The organism is Flavobacterium selenitireducens (genome assembly GCF_014748335.1).
GTDB classification, from domain to species: Bacteria; Bacteroidota; Bacteroidia; order Flavobacteriales; family Flavobacteriaceae; genus Flavobacterium; species Flavobacterium selenitireducens.
Map to the genome: position 1 here is coordinate 56787 of NZ_JAAVIY010000010.1, position 17722 is coordinate 74508.

The 17722-nt window shown below is 46.0% G+C and carries 17 protein-coding genes; 12 read left to right on the forward strand and 5 right to left on the reverse strand.

Going from position 1 to position 17722, the window contains the following annotated elements; all coding sequences use genetic code 11:
* Positions 1-2: 2 nt before the first annotated feature.
* On the reverse strand, positions 3-638 hold the full coding sequence (locus HC229_RS13875; protein ID WP_191021098.1) for a recombinase family protein: 636 nt from the start codon (positions 636-638) through the stop codon (positions 3-5).
* A 193-nt stretch (positions 639-831) separates the two neighbouring features.
* Entirely contained in the window at positions 832-1566 is a 735-nt protein-coding gene (locus tag HC229_RS13880) for a hypothetical protein (RefSeq protein WP_191021099.1), read from the reverse strand.
* Between the two features lie 142 nt (positions 1567-1708).
* Here HC229_RS13880 and HC229_RS16765 point away from each other — a divergent pair, with 142 nt between their 5' ends.
* The gene (locus HC229_RS16765) at positions 1709-1942 is read left to right on the forward strand and encodes a helix-turn-helix domain-containing protein (RefSeq protein WP_223845619.1); all 234 of its coding nucleotides are present in this window, start codon (positions 1709-1711) and stop codon (positions 1940-1942) included.
* A 670-nt stretch (positions 1943-2612) separates the two neighbouring features.
* On the opposite strand, the gene HC229_RS13890 is transcribed toward HC229_RS16765, so the two are convergent.
* Entirely contained in the window at positions 2613-2837 is a 225-nt protein-coding gene (locus tag HC229_RS13890) for a hypothetical protein (RefSeq protein WP_191021100.1), read from the reverse strand.
* A 328-nt stretch (positions 2838-3165) separates the two neighbouring features.
* Between HC229_RS13890 and guaA the strand changes: the two genes are divergently transcribed.
* From guaA to yidC, 8 genes are all read left to right on the forward strand, one after another.
* Positions 3166-4695: a glutamine-hydrolyzing GMP synthase gene (gene guaA, locus HC229_RS13895; protein WP_191021101.1), complete on the forward strand. Its 1530-nt coding sequence runs from the start codon at positions 3166-3168 to the stop codon at positions 4693-4695.
* A gap of 15 nt (positions 4696-4710) precedes the next feature.
* Positions 4711-5460, forward strand: coding sequence for a LysM peptidoglycan-binding domain-containing protein (locus HC229_RS13900; protein WP_191021102.1), 750 nt, complete (start codon positions 4711-4713; stop codon positions 5458-5460).
* 42 nt (positions 5461-5502) lie between these two features.
* Positions 5503-7458, forward strand: a complete 1956-nt coding sequence (locus HC229_RS13905) for a LysM peptidoglycan-binding domain-containing protein (RefSeq protein ID WP_191021103.1) — start codon at positions 5503-5505, stop codon at positions 7456-7458.
* A complete protein-coding gene (locus HC229_RS13910; protein ID WP_191021104.1) occupies positions 7458-7862 on the forward strand; it encodes an OsmC family protein in 405 nt (134 codons plus the stop codon). Before HC229_RS13905 ends, HC229_RS13910 begins: the two co-directional genes overlap by 1 nt.
* A 170-nt stretch (positions 7863-8032) precedes the next feature.
* Positions 8033-8392 carry a DUF805 domain-containing protein gene (locus HC229_RS13915; RefSeq protein WP_191021105.1) on the forward strand — a complete coding sequence of 120 codons (360 nt, stop codon included), beginning with the start codon at positions 8033-8035 and terminating at the stop codon, positions 8390-8392.
* Complete coding sequence (locus HC229_RS13920; RefSeq protein WP_191021106.1) at positions 8392-8625, forward strand: DUF3820 family protein; 234 nt, start codon at positions 8392-8394, stop codon at positions 8623-8625. Before HC229_RS13915 ends, HC229_RS13920 begins: the two co-directional genes overlap by 1 nt.
* Before the next feature lie 92 nt (positions 8626-8717).
* On the forward strand, positions 8718-10331 hold the full coding sequence (locus HC229_RS13925; protein ID WP_191021107.1) for a CTP synthase: 1614 nt from the start codon (positions 8718-8720) through the stop codon (positions 10329-10331).
* A gap of 31 nt (positions 10332-10362) precedes the next feature.
* Positions 10363-12267 carry a membrane protein insertase YidC gene (gene yidC / locus HC229_RS13930; protein WP_191021108.1) on the forward strand — a complete coding sequence of 635 codons (1905 nt, stop codon included), beginning with the start codon at positions 10363-10365 and terminating at the stop codon, positions 12265-12267.
* Between the two features lie 68 nt (positions 12268-12335).
* Here yidC and HC229_RS13935 read toward each other — a convergent pair whose 3' ends face one another.
* The gene (locus HC229_RS13935; RefSeq protein ID WP_191021109.1) at positions 12336-13307 is read right to left on the reverse strand and encodes a fasciclin domain-containing protein; all 972 of its coding nucleotides are present in this window, start codon (positions 13305-13307) and stop codon (positions 12336-12338) included.
* 158 nt (positions 13308-13465) lie between these two features.
* On the opposite strand from HC229_RS13935, the gene HC229_RS13940 reads away from it, so the two are divergent.
* The 3 genes from HC229_RS13940 to HC229_RS13950 all read left to right on the forward strand — a co-directional run bounded on the left by HC229_RS13940 (position 13466) and on the right by HC229_RS13950 (position 16138).
* Entirely contained in the window at positions 13466-14182 is a 717-nt protein-coding gene (locus HC229_RS13940; protein ID WP_191021110.1) for a toxin-antitoxin system YwqK family antitoxin, read from the forward strand.
* A 262-nt stretch (positions 14183-14444) separates the two neighbouring features.
* Positions 14445-15629, forward strand: coding sequence for a tRNA 2-thiouridine(34) synthase MnmA (mnmA, locus tag HC229_RS13945; protein WP_191021111.1), 1185 nt, complete (start codon positions 14445-14447; stop codon positions 15627-15629).
* Between the two features lie 59 nt (positions 15630-15688).
* Positions 15689-16138 carry a hypothetical protein gene (locus HC229_RS13950; protein ID WP_191021112.1) on the forward strand — a complete coding sequence of 150 codons (450 nt, stop codon included), beginning with the start codon at positions 15689-15691 and terminating at the stop codon, positions 16136-16138.
* 205 nt (positions 16139-16343) lie between these two features.
* On the opposite strand, the gene HC229_RS13955 is transcribed toward HC229_RS13950, so the two are convergent.
* Complete coding sequence (locus HC229_RS13955; RefSeq protein ID WP_191021113.1) at positions 16344-17540, reverse strand: homoserine dehydrogenase; 1197 nt, start codon at positions 17538-17540, stop codon at positions 16344-16346.
* Positions 17541-17722 lie beyond the last annotated feature (182 nt).

Here is a 17722-nt window from a genome sequence, read left to right on the forward strand (position 1 = left end):
TTTTACAATCCTTCACCTTTTGATAGCATTTTTTTGATCTTTTGGACTGTACCACTGCTTTTATCAGTCAATTTCATTGTCTTTCTAACGGACATACCTTGCTTCAATAATTTGACTACATCTTTGTGTTCGCTTAATAACGTTTGGGGACTTTTCCTAAATCCGTCTTTACGACCAACTTTCCCACCATTCTTACGAAAGCTATCATACCCCGACTTAATACGTTGACGAATTTGTGTTTTTTCCATTTCGCTAACTGAGGTAAGTATTTGGATAAGGAACTGGGACATCGGATTTATTTCACATTTATCATTAAACGTTTCTATATTGTGATTTTTAATGTAAAGGGAAATATAATTCTCATTAAGCAGTTGAATTGTTTTAAGAACTTCAATAGTATTTCTTCCAAGTCTGCTTAATTCCCAACAAAGAATTTTGTCAATTTTATTCGACTTGATAAAGTCTATCATTTTCATTAGTTGAGGTCGTTCCTCATTGGTCTTTCCACCTGAAATCTTTTCTTCAAAGATTTTCACGACTTCATAATTTCTAGTTTGGGAAAATTCCAATAATTCTTCTGTTTGTCTTTTGTAATCCTGACTGTTCGTCGAAACCCTGGCGTATATCACTACTTTCATTTTGTATCGTTTTAATATTTTATATTTCAAAGATACAGTTATTGTATCAAATAACCTTCGTATTTAAAATTAAAATGATACGCTTTGGGTAATGGTACGTTTATAATAAAAAAGAGCAACTTTAAGTTGCTCTTGATAATTGAGTCATACGGTATTCAATTGTTATGTAATCAAATTTGATTAGGTCCTATTTCTATTTAGCTTCCCAATAATTGAAAGGAGGCAATTCATCTTTCATACATTTTAGGGATTTAATAAATTCGTCTGCTGACATATCATTTTTTACCCATTCCATTTCGTTGTTCGCACCTTTCATCAATTCAGGATTTCCTAAACATTTTATTTTTCCTTTGGAACTGTGACCGCCAAGTGTGTCTTGCTCTGACCACCAATTTAATGGTTCTCCCTTTTCGTAATATCTTGAAACAGAAATTCGATTTGTTCCGAAATCATTTGTCGCTCCAATTGCCCATTTATCAAACACATTCCCGTTTTTATAGTCTTCATAGTCGGAAATGTATCTGTACTTATCGCCAGATACGAGTAACGACAAACCAATTGTAAATCCTTTACTTTTCTGCAACTGACTATATTCCATGTCATTCGTCACGATGTAGATTTTATCGATTACATTTTCTTTCTTCACTTCTCGGACTACCCAGCCATTTTTAATTTCCAATTTCCTGATGATTGTGTCATTCTGGTCTTTTTCAGTACAATTACCAGTATAAAGATTGCCGTCTTTTTTTACATTCTTCCAGACTTCTACTTCGTCACCGTTTTCGTTAATCTGTCTTAATTGAAGCTCTGCACAGTTACAATCGCTTTCATTTAGAAATTCTGATGTACTTTCATTATTTTCCTTCTTACCGTTACAGGATAATAGCAATCCTGTGAAGCATAAAATTGCTGTAGTTCTTAAATTCATGTTTGTCGCTTTTTTTTGAGTTGTTAATTGAATATTTAAAATTTTAACAAACATACACATAAAACTTTATCTAATCATACATGATTAGATAAATCATTGATGATTAGCGGAATTTTACAGACTAAATTTAGTTTGTAACGCATTGATATACACAAAGGACAAAGAATACTTAATCGAATTTGGCAAGAATTTAAAAAGACTAAGGGAGCAAAAAGGATTTTCACAGGAAGAACTCGCTAATCTCGCTGAGGTGTCATTGCCTCAGATTACTAGAATAGAGCGGGGAGTAATCAATCCGACAATTTGTACGATTAAATCTTTAGCTGAAGGGTTAGGTGTGGAAATGTCTTTGATGTTTGTATTTGAAACTAAGTAGTCTTCAATTTTACGATCAGATCTATTAAGACGATGGTGGGTACTGAGGAGATTGAGGGGAAACTTAGATACAAGAATCCCAACAAGGGTCGCCCCAAGTTGGTTAGCCAAGTATCCACCTCGTATGTCTGATACAGCATATCGGGTATAACTTAACGTACTATCGTCTTTGATGTACGTTTGGGAAAGCTACTGTCAATGCTCTAAGACACACCGTTATACTTACCACTTCTTTCCTTCTACTATGGTTGCACTTTGTATAAATCCCCTGGTAGTGCGTTACGATATAGAACCCAACGTATAGTTACCCGCCATTCTATAAAGGTTCGTTTTTTTTTTAATTCAGTTGTTCGATTTTTATCTTTAATCCGTCAATTTCTATTTTATATCTCAATTTCTGCTTTTTCTTGTAATCCGTTTCAACCGTTAATTTTGCCTTGTTCTTGTTTATATTTTCGGTCAATTTCCTGATAATATTATAGTCGATCATTTAACCTTGGTTTATTTTTTCGATGACGATTTGTTCCATTAAAATGAACAATGTCATTTCGGGATAGAGAAAGAAGTTTTTATACCGTGTGATTTCAACATTATGCTTTTTTAATTCCCGTTGTAACTTCGCTTTTGGGGCATTTAAGATTTTACGCATTGTTTCGACATCGTAAAGTATCTTATCGTCTTTTAAAAACTGCATCATATTTCTTGTCCTCAAATTTTTTATACAGATTCTTGTATTCAGCGATGAGGTCTTCAATCGGTTCATCATCATCTTCATTTGTTTCTTTATTCTTATTGTTTGCCTTGTCTTCTGGGAGATCAGTTTTTTCATCTTTCTTATTGTATTTCTCCACCAAAAAATTAATGAAGTTGGTATGTAAGTATCTCTTTTTTTTCATTTTGCAATTCTTTTTTTAGATCGATTCAGATCAATCTTTAATTATATATTTTAAATCATTTTCGACTTTTTTAAAATTGGGGATTTTTTATAGTACGAATGACGCTTATGTATATACAACTATTTACAAATCACGACATAATTCTTCTCGTTAAAAGCACTTGATTATGTTAAAGAAAACACAGATTTCTTACCTTATTTTTACTAACTTTGCGCTTTCTTTTTCAAATAGTGCAAATTAATTGTTCCCACTTTTGTTCCCACTTTCTGGAATTGATAACGCAACTAACTAAACAACAACATATTACAATTAAATTGTATTTTTGCGCATGCAACACAACGTACTTATCCTTGATTTCGGATCGCAATACACACAGCTTATTGCGCGCCGCGTTCGCGAACTCAACATCTTTTGCGAAATTTTTCCTTACAACCATTTTCCTGACGATTTGTCGAGCTATAAAGCGGTCATCCTTTCCGGGAGCCCGTTTTCTACGCGTGCCGACGATGCGCCCCATCCTGATCTTTCCCAGATCCGGGGAAAAATGCCATTGCTTGCCGTTTGTTACGGAGCCCAGTATCTGGCGCATTTCGACGGAGGGGAAGTCGGGGCCTCGAGTACACGCGAATATGGTCGCGCGAATTTGTCTTACATAAAAGAGGGAGAGGATTTCTTTAGCGATGTTTCGGAGAATTCCCAGGTCTGGATGTCGCATTCGGATACCATCAAGAAATTGCCTACAGGCGGAATCAAGCTTGCAAGCACTCACGATGTCGAAAATGCCGCCTATAAAATCGAAGGCGAAACGACCTATGCGATCCAGTTCCATCCTGAAGTTTACCATTCTACGGACGGCAAGAAAATGCTCGAGAATTTTCTCGTGAAGATTGCAAAAGTTCCGCAAAATTTCACGCCAAACGCATTCGTGGAGGAGATCGTGGCCGAACTCAAAGCAAAAATCGGAGACGACAAGGTTGTCTTGGGATTGTCCGGAGGCGTCGACTCTACGGTTGCCGCGGTCCTGCTGAACAAAGCTATCGGCAAAAACCTCTACTGTATTTTTGTCAACAACGGATTGCTGCGCAAGAACGAATTCGACAATGTACTGCACCAATATAAAGATATGGGTTTGAACGTCAAAGGTGTCAACGCCGAAGACCGCTTTCTTTCCCAACTCGAAGGTATTTCGGATCCGGAGACCAAGCGCAAGACCATCGGTCGCGTTTTTATTGAGGTTTTCGACGATGAGGCGCACCAACTGACCGATGTGAAATGGCTGGCGCAGGGCACGATTTACCCGGACGTCATCGAATCGGTTTCGGTGAAAGGCCCGTCGGCGACGATCAAATCGCATCACAACGTTGGCGGCCTGCCTGATTTTATGAAACTGAGCGTCGTGGAGCCTTTGCGCATGTTGTTCAAGGACGAAGTAAGACGCGTCGGAAAATCGCTCGGGATCGATCCTGAGCTTTTGGGGCGTCATCCGTTCCCTGGTCCGGGCTTGTCTATCAGGATTTTGGGCGATATCACGAAGGAAAAAGTTCGTATCTTGCAAGAGGTCGATGCGGTTTTCATCGACGGTTTGAAATCGTGGGGATTGTACGACAAAGTCTGGCAGGCCGGAGCCATATTGCTCCCGGTGAACAGCGTTGGCGTGATGGGAGACGAACGCACTTACGAAAAAGTGGTCGCCCTGCGCGCCGTCGAATCGACAGATGGCATGACGGCCGATTGGGTGCATTTGCCATACGACTTCCTGATGAAGGTCTCGAACGACATCATCAACAAGGTCAAAGGCGTGAACCGCGTAGTATACGACATCAGTTCCAAGCCGCCGGCCACGATAGAATGGGAATAACCTAAACCCGCTTATATGAGAAAAGCAATTCTGATTGTACTACTAATGATCGCCCCGAATCTTTTCTCTCAAGACAACCAAGGACAGGAAGTCCGGATCGTCAGCCATCAGGTCATGATGGGCGAGACGGTCAGGATGCTGTCCAAAAAATACCTTGTTCCACCCTCTGAGATCTACCGGCTCAACAAATTCGCAGTCGACGGGATAACGAAGGGCATGGTGCTCAAAATCCCGGTTCCTATACGTGAAGAGCCTGTCGCTCCCTCTCAGCCCCTCGTCATGGAAACCGGTCGAGAGGTGCAGCCTGAAGCGGCTGTTTCGCCTGAGAGGAATCCGGAAACCGCGGCAGATAACGCGTCGGCTCCTTTTTTGGACTCGACGATGATGACGCACAGGGTCGTTTCGGGCGAGACGCTTTCGGGGCTTGCGAACCAATACGGCGTGAGCATCGATGCGATTAAAGAAGCGAATCCGAAAGTTGCCAAACGTGGGCTTAGGGCAGACGAGAACGTGAAAATCCCGACCTCAGGAGGCGTTGTGCCGCCAAATGAAAATGCAGCGTTTTCGCAATCGAAGGAAACTTCGGATGCAGGCGTTGCCGCTACTTCGGGCGAAACGGTCAGCCACGAGGTGCAGCCTGGTGAAACGCTTATCGGCCTGGCCAGAAAATATAATGTAACCGTAGACGTTATCAAACGTCAGAATCCTCGCGTGGCCAAAAAAGGGTTGCAGGCGGGACAAGTTTTAAAAATCACGGCAGAGTAATTGATAAGCCGTACCTTTGGGAAACCTATTAACGCAACACACATGAAGTACTTTTTTTTATTGGTGATAGCCGTTTTGTCCATTAATTCCGGAAATGCCCAGGATTATGCGAAACACAAGGTCGCCAAATCGGAAACCGTAACCCAGATAGCAAAAAAGTACAACGTCACGCCCTTCGACATCTATCGGTTGAATCCCGATGCCAAGAACGGCATAAAGGAAAACGATTTGTTGCTGATCCCGTCGGCAGGAAAATCCGTTTCCACGTCAAAGGCAAAACCCAGGACACATCTTGTAGCGGCTGGCGAAACGCTTTACAGCATCGCGCGAAAATACGACGTCAGCGTCAAAGACCTCGAGAAGGTCAATGCCGATCTCGTCAAAGCGGGACTCAAGACAGGGGAGACGATCAGTATTCCGGGAGGGACGGTCGATGGAGTGACCGAGAAAGCTACGGAATCGGCTCCGAAAACAGCAAATGACGGCACCCACATTGTCCAGGCCGGAGAAACCAAATATTCGATTGCGAAAAAATATGGAATTTCGGTTTCTGAGCTGGAGAAGCAAAATCCGGCTATCGCGTCGGGATTGCAAAAAGGAGCAACGCTTCACGTCAAGTCTGAATCTGCTAAATCCGAAACGCGCGTCGTCGAGCGTCCGAAGCCCACGATCCAGGAAATCACTGTTCCCGCAAAACCGGACGTTGAAGTTGTCCGAAAGCCCGTCAAAGGCGGTTTCGCCAACTACGAAGTCAAGACCGGAGAGACGCTTTTCGGGCTTGCCAAAATGTTCAGCCTTAGCGAACAGCAACTTGTGGAGCTCAATCCGACGTTGAAAGATGGCGTGAAAACCGGCATGATCCTGAAAGTGCCAAGCAGAGGTTCGATGGCGATGGCAGAGCCGCGAAAGGATTATACGGATCTCACCAAAATAGCCAAAGGAGGCGACAAGAAAAAACTCGTGTTGCTTCTCCCGTTCAACGCTGCCAAAATCAGCGCCGATACCACGAAGGCGACAGCCGAAAGACTCAAGAAAGATGCGTTTATGAACCTTACGCTCGATTTTTATTCGGGTGCGCTGATGGCGATCGATTCGGCTAAAACGCTGGGACTGAACCTCGACGTAAAGATTTTCGATACCGAGGAAAGCAAGGCTTCTTCAAAAGTGCTCGATATCATCAAGCAGCACGATCTTAAAAATGCCGATGCGGTGATCGGTCCGTTTTACCAGCAACATGCCGAGAAAGCGGCCGAGGAGCTCAACGCTGCCGGTGTCCCGGTGATCTCGCCACTTTCCAAGGAAGCTGCCAAAAAATTCAGCAATCTGTACCAGGCCATGCCGTCCGAACAATATACAAAGCAAATGATGCTCGATTTCCTGACGGGCAAAGGCGGGAACATAATTGTCGTGAGCGATCCCAAACGCACCTCTAACAAAGAGTTTATCGGCGCCAACTATCCGAATGTGAAGTTTGCCGAAGTAGACGCATCGGGTTCGGTCCCGGCCGATAAACTGCGGGCACTGCTTGTGAAGGACGTATCGAATTACATCATTCTCGACACCGAGAAAACGGGGATGATTTTAGGCACGACGAACCTATTGCTCAACGAAATCGCCAATTACAGGATCCAGATCGTCATCATAGAACCCAACGACACGCTTGATTTCGAGGAAATCTCGATGAAGCGACTTACCGTATTGAAACTCATTTATCCGTCGATGACGCGCGATAACGAATCGGCCCAGGCGTTTCGCGACGCGTATAAAGCCAAGAACCGCGTTTTTCCCAATCAATTCGCCACAAGAGGTTTCGACGTGACGTTCGACACCATGCTGCGGCTTTCACAAGGCAAGCGTTTTTCGGAATCTGCGGCGGAGCAAAAGACGGAACAGGTCGAGAGCAAATTTGACTACGGCCCCAAAGACGGCGGTTTTGTCAACAAGGGAATTTACATTTTGCAATATAACGAGGACCTTAGCGTAAAAGAAGTCGAATAATGACATCAAAAGTGACCTACCTGGGCGAATTGAGAACATCGTCCGTTCATATACAATCCGGCAGCGAAATCATTTCGGACGCGCCTTTGGACAACAACGGCAAAGGAGAAGCGTTTTCCCCGACAGACACCGTAGCCAACGCATTGGCGAGCTGTATGCTGACCGTCATGGGCATCAAGGCACGCGCGCTTGACGTCGATTTTGCCGGAGCCACCGCCGACGTGACCAAACACATGCAGGCCGAACCGAGAAGGATATCCAGGATCGAAGTTCATTTCGATATGGGAATTTCCGTAGACGAAAAGACGAAAACCATCCTGGAACGTACGGCTATGACGTGTCCGGTCTACCTGAGTTTGCATCCCGATATCGAAAAGGTGGTGTCGTTTGCTTGGAAAGGGTAAAGACTTTTTTATAGTCATGGATGATAATTAGTGAAATGAATCTCCAGGCTGGACTGCAGCTTGAATAACAGAAGCCTTTCTTCCGAAGGGCTTTTTCGTTGATAAGTCAAATTGGATGTGGGAAAAATTTCCAGCCGTTTTGGTTATACTTGCAGCTTCAATTTTCAATTATGTTCAAAAATCCGTTTTCGTTCCGGGGCCGCATCCGCCGCACTGAATATGGCTTGAGCCTGATCATCTACACAATGGGTGCCTTTATGATGTTCATGATGGTTTTTGTGTTGTCGAAGATCAATGTCTGGTTTCTTGGTTTGATCCCATTCGCATTTTTGGCAGCGGTTTGGTTCCAATTCGCCCAAGCCGTAAAGCGTTCGCACGACATCGGCAACAGCGGATGGCTGATATTGATTCCGTTCTACTCGTGGTTGCTATTGTTCGTCAACAGCCAATTCGGAGAAAACAAATACGGTCCGAACCCGAAAAACGATGGAAATAACACTGCTGAGATGGACCAGATCGGGCTTTCGTGATGGAACAGGATTACAAGAAAAACCTGCTCAAAATGGCCTATGCCAAAATGCCTTACGGAAAATACGAAGGCCGATATCTGGGCGATCTTCCTGAATATTACGTCATCTGGCTGAAAAACAATCGCTTGCCGGAAGGCTTGCTAGGCAGGCAGATTCTCGAGGTTTACGAATTGAAACTCAACGGAATGGAGAGCATGTTGCGCGATTTGCGCGGTCGGTATCCGAAGCCGTAGCTTTGCGCAGAATTGTGATTTCCCGATGAGGATTCTCGATTTATAATCGTACTTTTGCCCCGTTTTTACGCAACACAACTACTTTACGATTTATGGACCAAACGAAATATATTTTTGTTACCGGCGGTGTGACGTCTTCCCTCGGAAAAGGGATTATCGCGGCGTCGCTTGCAAAATTATTACAAGCCCGCGGTTATCGCACCACCATCCAGAAGTTCGACCCGTACATCAACGTCGATCCCGGAACGCTCAATCCTTATGAGCACGGGGAATGTTACGTTACCGATGACGGAGCCGAAACTGACCTCGACCTCGGACATTACGAAAGGTTTCTCAACGTTCCGACGTCACAGGCGAATAATGTGACCACAGGCCGTGTCTATCTTTCGGTCATCGAGAAGGAGAGGCGAGGGGAATTCCTCGGGAAAACCGTCCAGGTCGTGCCTCACATCACGAATGAAATCAAGGAACGCATGCAGTTGCTCGGAAATTCGGGCAACTATGACATCGTCATTACGGAAATCGGAGGGACGGTCGGTGACATCGAGTCGCTTCCGTACATCGAGTCGGTGCGCCAGCTGGTTTGGGACCTTGGCGAAAGCAACAGCATTGTTGTCCATCTGACGCTTGTTCCGTACTTGGCAGCGGCCGGCGAATTGAAGACAAAGCCGACGCAGCACTCGGTAAAGACGTTGATGGAAAGCGGTATCAAAGCGGATATTCTCGTTTGCCGTACCGAGCATGAACTGTCCGATGAACTGCGCCAGAAAATGGCCTCGTTCTGCAACGTCACGCGCGATTCGGTGATCCAGTCGATCGACGCATCCACGATTTACGAAGTCCCGAACCTGATGCAGGAAGAAGGCCTCGACGTCGTCGCACTAAAAAAATTGGAGCTTCCGCTGAAAAATACGCCCGATTTAAAAAACTGGAACGTGTTCCTGCACAGGCTCAAAAATCCGAAACACGTCGTGAACATCGGCCTTATCGGAAAATACGTGGAATTGCAGGATTCCTATAAGTCGATCCTCGAGGCGTTCATTCACGCCGGAGCGGCAAATGAAACAAAGGTGAACGTGGTTTCGGTACATTCGGAATATATCGATACGCACAACGTAGCCGAAAAATTCAAGGATCTCGACGGCGTCCTCGTCGCTCCCGGATTCGGGGAAAGAGGCATCGAAGGCAAGATCGAAGCGGTGCGTTATGCGCGCGAGCATGACATTCCGTTCTTCGGGATTTGTCTTGGCATGCAGATGGCGGTCATCGAATACTCGAGAAACGTGCTCGGACTTAAAGATTCCAACTCGACCGAGATGAACGAAGGCACGGCCAATCCTGTGATCGATCTTATGGAAGAGCAGAAGACGATTACCGACAAAGGCGGGACAATGCGCCTCGGAGCCTGGAAATGTGACATCAAGGACAATACGCTGGCGCGCAGGATTTACGGGAGTGCCCAGATCCAGGAACGCCACCGCCACCGATACGAATACAACGGCGAGTATGCCGAATCTCTTGAAAAAGCGGGATTGAGATCGTCCGGCACCAACCCGGATACCGGCCTCGTCGAGATCGTCGAATTGCCGGAGCACCCGTTTTTCATCGGCGTTCAGTACCATCCGGAATATAAAAGTACAGTAGCTAATCCGCACCCGCTTTTCGTGAGCTTTGTGGAAGCTACAGTGAAAGCGAAACAGAAGTAAATTAACGCACGCCTCGTGCATTGCATTGCAAATGGAAAAAAAGAAATTTGACCTGAGTTCGATGATCGGTTTTGTGCTGATTTTCGGGATTTTGATGTGGATCATGTACCAGAATCAGCCTTCGGAAGCGGAAATCGCCGCCGAGAAAGCGAAAAAGGAACAAATCGAGAAAGCCAAAACGGCCAACGCCGCAAAAGTGGCCAAAACCGAGCAGATCGCCGCCGATACCACGGCAACCGATTCGTCTAAGATCGCGGCGCTGAAAGGCACGTTGGGAAGTTTTGCGTATTCGGCTACGTTGCCGTCCGCAAAGGAAACGTCGACCACGCTTGAAAACGATTTGATAAAACTCGTCATTTCCAACAAAGGCGGTTTTATAAAAGAGGCCGTACTCAAGGATTTCGAGCGTTTCCACAAAGGTTCGGGCGAATTGGTGCAGTTGATCAACAACAACAACGCCAGCCTCAATTTGCAGTTGCACACGAGCGACAACCGCGTATTGGATACGAAAAACCTTTATTTCGAACCGACGGTAACCAAAATCGGCGACAGCCAGGTGTTGACGCTTCGCCTGAAATCAGGGCCTGAGCAATTCCTCGAATATCGCTATGTGTTGAAACCGAACGATTATATGCTCGATTTCGACATCCGCACACAAGGCCTGGCCAAAGTGCTCAACACGTCGAAACCCATCGATTTGAATTGGGACATGAAAGCGTTCCGCAATGAGAAGAGCGTCTCGTACGAAAACCGATATGCCGAGATCGTCTACGAATATGAAGACGGAAAAGACGACTATCTCGCCCAGGGAACAGACGAAAAGGAAACGGTCGAAGAGGTGACGTACACGGCATTCAAACAGCATTTCTTTACATCGATCCTCCTTACCAAAACACCGTTCAAGACCGTTGATCTCGAATCGAAGAATTTGGTGGACGACGAAAAAGTCGATACCGTCTATACCAAACAGTTCGCAATGAAAGCTCCGTTGGCCTTCAACAGTGCCGGCGAGCTCGATTATAAGATGAATTGGTATTACGGTCCTGCCGATTACAAATTGCTTTCGGCTTACGATCGCAACCTCGACGAAATCATTCCGCTTGGATGGGGCATCTTCGGATGGATCAACAAAGGGATTTTCGTGCCGCTGTTTGGGTTCCTCGGATCGTTCATCGCATACGGACTGGCGATCATCCTTTTTACATTGCTGATCAAACTTGCGATGTCGCCGATTACGTACCGCTCTTTCCTTTCCCAAGCCAAAATGCGCGTGTTGCGTCCGGAAATTACGGAACTCAACGAAAAATTCAGCAAAGATCCGATGAAGCGCCAGCAGGAAACCATGGCGTTGTACAACAAGGCGGGCGTGAATCCGTTGGCCGGATGTATCCCGGCGTTGATCCAACTGCCGTTCGTGTATGCGTCGTTCCAATTTTTCCCTTCCGCCATCGAATTGCGCCAAAAGAGTTTCCTTTGGGCAGACGACCTTTCGTCTTTCGATGAGATCGCGAGATTGCCATTCACGATTCCGGTTTACGGAAACCACGTGAGTTTGTTCCCGATCCTGGCGGCAATTGCGATCTTCTTTTACATGAAGATGACTTCAGGTGACCAGGCCATGGCGCAACCGCCACAGGAAGGCATGCCGGATATGAGCAAGGTGATGAAGATCATGATCTACCTGTCGCCTTTGATGATGTTATTGTTCTTCAACAATTACGGATCCGGTCTCTCGTTGTACAACTTCATCTCTAACCTTGTGACGATCGCGATCATGTTCGTCATCAAGAAGTATGTCGTGGACGAGCAGAAAATACATCTGCAAATCCAGGAAAACAAGAAGAAGCCAAAAACACAAGGCAAGTTCCAAAAGCGCATGCAGGAACTGATGGAGCAGGCCGAGGCCCAGAAAGCCCAACAAAACAAAAAGAAATAGTCGTCCGGATTATATCAAATAAAAAAGCTTCCCCTCAAGGAAGCTTTTTTTTATAATGGCTGCGCAGATTACAAGCCCGGTTTCAATCCGTTGTCAATAAGGTGGATGACGCCGTTCCAAGCCTGGATATCGCGGGTCGTGTTATTGCCGAAATTCGCGATCCGGTTGCTCACATCGGTGATTTTCTTTCCGCCTCCGGTGTTGAGTACGGTAAAGCTTTGTCCGGAAAGTGTGGTGTACGTACCGTCTGCGATTTGCGTGTACGAAAGATTGGTGCCGCCAAGAATATGGTAAGACAACAATTCTTCAAGCGCCGCCGCCGAAAGATCGCCAAACCCATCCACATCCAAATCGTTTAGCAACGTATTTACTCCGGCATTGACCGGCGCCAAAACGGTAAAGGGCGACTGGTTTCCTGTTCCCGACAAAGTCTGGACAAATTGTGAGGCCGGATTGGTTTGCAGGGCAGCAGTGAACATCGACAAATCGGAATTTGCCTGGATGTGAGCGAATACGGTCGCAAGCGGGATTACCTTGTCGACGATGTGGATCCTCCCGTTGGACGCCCGAACATCGGACGTAGTGATCGTCGAAACGCCGTTCAACTTCACGGCCGATTCCGTCTTGACGTATAGGCTCAGCGTTGCCGATGCCGATGCCGGTCCGTGGGCGAGCGTCTTGCGGTAGCCCGTTGCCAGTGCTGATGCCGCAACATCCCCTGTCATGATGTGGTTGAGCACGACCTCTTTGAGCAGCTCGACCGGAACCGCATTGATGTTCGCGAATCCGTTTTCTGAAAGGAATTGGTCGAACGCGGCATTGGTAGGGGCGAAAACCGTGTGGTCGTTATTCGCGGTGAGCCTGCCTCCGACACCGGCCAGTTCCGCCGCAGCGACGAATGTGGTCAAGCCGCTGCCATTGGCCGTAACAGCGAGATTTTCACGGCTCGTGCCGCCGCCGTCGTCGCTTCCGCAGGAAGTCAGCCCCGCCCCGAGGAGCGTCACAAAAAAGAAACTCTTGATAAGATTGGATTTTTTCATAGCATTACAATTATTTAATGTTAACAGAAGTAAAACTAAAGAATTCAATCGTCTCAAATTTTAAAATTTTATTAAAACCTCTGTTGCGTACCTTTGCATCGATTTTATCAAAATAAATAGACCTGAAATCAGTTATAGGATAAAACAGGAAATACAATATGAAAAAAGCAGTGTTCATAAGTTTGGCGGTTTTGTTTTTTGCAGTTGGCGCTTTCGCCCAGGAAACTAATAAATTGGATGCCGAGGGTAAAAAACACGGTCTTTGGAAGGGCGTTCACGACGAATCGAAACGTCCGAGGTTCGAAGGGACTTTCGACCATGGTAAAGAAACGGGGACCTTTAAGTTTTTCGATGATACCAAAGCGGGTTCGCTTATCGCGACGCGTGAATTCCGGGCAGACGGAACGGTCTACAATATTTTCTTCAATCAAAAAGGAAGTAAGGTGAGCGAAGGCAAGCTCGTCAATAAGCAATACGAGGGCGAATGGAAATATTACCACGAGAATTCCCCGGCGGTAATGACCCTTGAGAATTACAAGAATGGCAAACTCGTCGGCAAACGCACCGTTTACTATAAGAATGGCAAGCTGGCCGAGGAAACCAATTATTCCGATGGCGTAAAAAACGGGCCGTATAAAAAATACGCCGAAAACGAAAAAAGCGTCGTACTTGAAGAGGTCAACTTCGTCAACGGAAAGGAAGAAGGGCAGGCCGTTTACCGCAATGCCGATGGAACTTTTGCGTCGAAAGGGCGTTATGAGAACGGCCAGAAGAAAGGCATTTGGGAATTTTACAAAAACGGAAAGCTCGACAGGAAGGAGAAATATCCGCTTCAGCGTAAATTCCAAAAGTTGCCGCCGAGAAAGGATTATTAGTTGTTAGTTGATAGTTGATAGTGGACAGTTATCAGTTTTAGTTGATAGTTATTAGTCGATAGTTATTAGTTGATAGTTATTAGTCGATAGTTATTAGTTGATAGTTAATGGTGAGAGGTGGATCAGATTAGATTTTTAACTTCATTATGGGATATCGGGTAATAAGTGAGTTGTCGGCTATAAAATTTTAAGTTCCTTTTTAATTGGTAGTTATTATTTCGGGTGAAAATCCTGAGTATTATCGATTATTAATTTTAATTCAATGAAAGTAGTAGTAGGGTTATCGGGCGGAGTGGATTCCAGTGTCGCGGCTTACCTCTTGCAGCAACAAGGATATGAAGTGATTGGCCTTTTCATGAAGAACTGGCACGACGAGGGCGTCACGATCTCGAATGAGTGCCCATGGCTGGAAGACAGCAATGATGCGTTGTTAGTTGCCGAAAAACTTGGGATTCCGTTCCAGACGGTTGATTTGTCCGAACAGTACAAAGAGCGTATCGTCGATTATATGTTTGCCGAATACGAAAAAGGGCGCACACCGAATCCGGATGTACTGTGCAACCGCGAGATCAAGTTCGACGTGTTCATGAAAATCGCGCTTTCGCTCGGTGCGGATTTTGTCGCCACGGGTCACTACTGCCGTAAATCCGAACAGGAAATCGACGGGAAGACCGTGTACAGTTTATTGTCCGGAAAGGACAGCAACAAAGACCAATCGTACTTTTTATGCCAGCTGACGCAAGCGCAGTTGTCAAAAGCGCTGTTTCCGATAGGGGAATTGCAAAAATCCGAAGTGCGCAAAATCGCCTCGGAAATGGGGCTCGTCACTGCCGAGAAAAAAGACTCCCAAGGCTTGTGCTTCATAGGGAAAGTGCGTTTGCCGGAATTTCTCCAACAGCAATTGCAGCCCAAAGACGGCATCATATACCAAATCGACGAATCATCGGAAATTTATTCGGGCGACGACCCGGAATTCGATTCGCTGGAGAAACAACTCGCGTTCGCCTCACACAATATTCCGTATAAACCTGAAATGGGAAAGGCCGTCGGCAAACACGTCGGGGCGCATTTTTATACGATCGGCCAACGCAAAGGATTGAACGTCGGCGGGACCAAAGAACCTTTGTTCATCATTGCGACCGACGTCGAATCGAATGCGATTTACACCGGAATGGGTCAGTCACATCCCGGGCTTTTCCGCAAGGCGCTCTATATCCGCAAGGAAGAAGTGCACTGGATTCGAGAGGATTTGCGTCTTGCTGACAACCAATCGATGGCACTCATGGTGCGCATCCGATACCGCCAACCGCTGCAAAAGGCGACGCTGCACCAGTTCGAGACCGGCATGTACATTTCGTTTGAAGAGCCGCAATCGGCGATAACCGAAGGACAGTTTGCGGCTTGGTATGTCAACGACGAACTGATCGGATCAGGAGTTATTTCCTGAACTCTGGTTTATGCTGACTGAATTTGCACAACCAAAACCGTTATGATAAAAGTGTATGCTTGCGATTTTTTGTGCGCTATTCCTTGACTGTTCTTCAGACGATTGACGCTAGTGCAGTCAAAGTTTCCATTGCGCTAAATCAATCCCGGACGAATTGCCGCGTTTACGATAAATCGGAAGGGTACTTCAACAATGAAGACGAGTGGGTCATAACTGAAGTATCGGCCCGCAATTGGCATCCCGACGTCAATTTTCAGATTGGGGACAAAGTCATGGCCATGACGCCGACTTCCGGCCGTGGTATCTTCAGGCAGAATGAGGATTTCACGTCGAGTGTCGCCCGGCCTGGAGGAATTGTGAAAGGCGATTTTGCCGGCACTTTGGAAAGCGTTTCGGGCGAACAGGAAACGGTGAGCGGAATTTTTTCCATTAAAGATGAAATGACTCGATCGAGCGGGGAAAGACGGACGTTCGGAAATTTAAACTGGATAATCGGCGATTTGGAGTGACAAGGCGTTGCGTCCAGATGATGATCCGGACCGCGTTAACAAAAAGTACAGGAAAACTGTAATGACTTTTTATTTGGAAGTGCGAACTTTGGGAGACCTAACAAATCTTCAAGATTTGTTAGGTCTGGAAAAATCCCGCGTCAAACACATTTCCCTTCAGCTTCATTATCGTCCCGGAATAATTGCAATACCGACATCATGTCGCCTAACGAACTACGTCCAACAACACAAACGATTTTTTTAGCGTTCCGTCCTTTTGGATTTTCTTGACGTTTTCGAACGATATCGTTCCGGTGATATAACCCGCTTCCCCGTTGAGATACGATTCGGAAATATTCTTGAAGAACGGCTTTAGCGTTTCCGCGTCGGGCTTTTCATGTCTCAGGAAAACGTTCAGGTCGAGGTCGCTCGTAAGGCTCACGGTTTCGCCCCGCGCAATTTTCTTATACTCGTATTTATAGTCGTACGTCAAGGCGGAAATGTCGCTCAAAACCGCACTTGCCGTTGGGTGCGCCCCGGCTCCGCGACCCACGAAGAACTGCTCGTCGGCGAAACTCGTCTTGGTCACTACTCCGTTAAAGACGTCATCCACGTTATACAATCGATCTTCCGCAGAAACGAACTTCGGCAGGACGAATGCGCCCACATTGCCGTTAGCGTGTTTGAACGCTTGGGCGACGAGTTTGATCTTCAGACCTTTTTCAGACGCATATTTCAGTTCGAGTCCGCCCAAACCGTCGATCCCGATGTTGAGGATGTCATCCGGTTTGGCAATATGGCCGAAGGAATGGGCGAGTAGGATCAGCAACTTGTATTTCGCGTCGAACCCGCCCGTGTCGAGAATCGGGTTGCTCTCGGCGAATCCTTTTTCCTGGGCTTCTTTCAAGGCGTCTTCATATGACAATTTATCGCGCGAGGTTTTCGTCAGAATATAGTTCGTCGAGCCGTTGACGATTCCCTGGATCGATTCCAAAAGATCGTTGTCGTAGTATTCTTCGAGGTTGCGGATGATCGGCATGCTGGCGCAACACGCGGCTTCGTACAAAAGCGGAACGTTGTTTTCGCGTTGTAGCTGCAACAATTCCTCGAAATGTTCGGCTATCATTTTTTTGTTTGCCGAAACTACCGCTTTGCCGGATTTCAGCGCTTTTTTTGTGATTACGAATGCGGCATCGGCGTCGTCTATGAGTTCCACGATGACGTTGATTTCGGGATCGTTGAGCAGATCGTCAGGATTGAACGTGAAATTCTCTGAGGCGATTTCGCGGACTTTATCCGGGTTTTTGACGCAGATGTTCTTGATGTTAGCTTTGAGGCCGGGCGTTTTTTGCAAGACTTCGTACAATCCAAAGCCGACGCAGCCAAAGCCGAACAGGCCGATATTTAGGGTTTTTCTTGACACTTTTATTGAGTTGTGAAATATGATTATGAATTTTTGGAACTGTTTCCGGCTGTTGCTATAAGTTCTCGGGAAAAGAAGTTTCGGTTAAAGCTTACCTGTCTTTAACTATTTAATTGGCAAAATAAATTGCAACCAATTTGTTTTAAACAATCAAGATAGTTAAGGGAGTTAGGTTCGGGAAG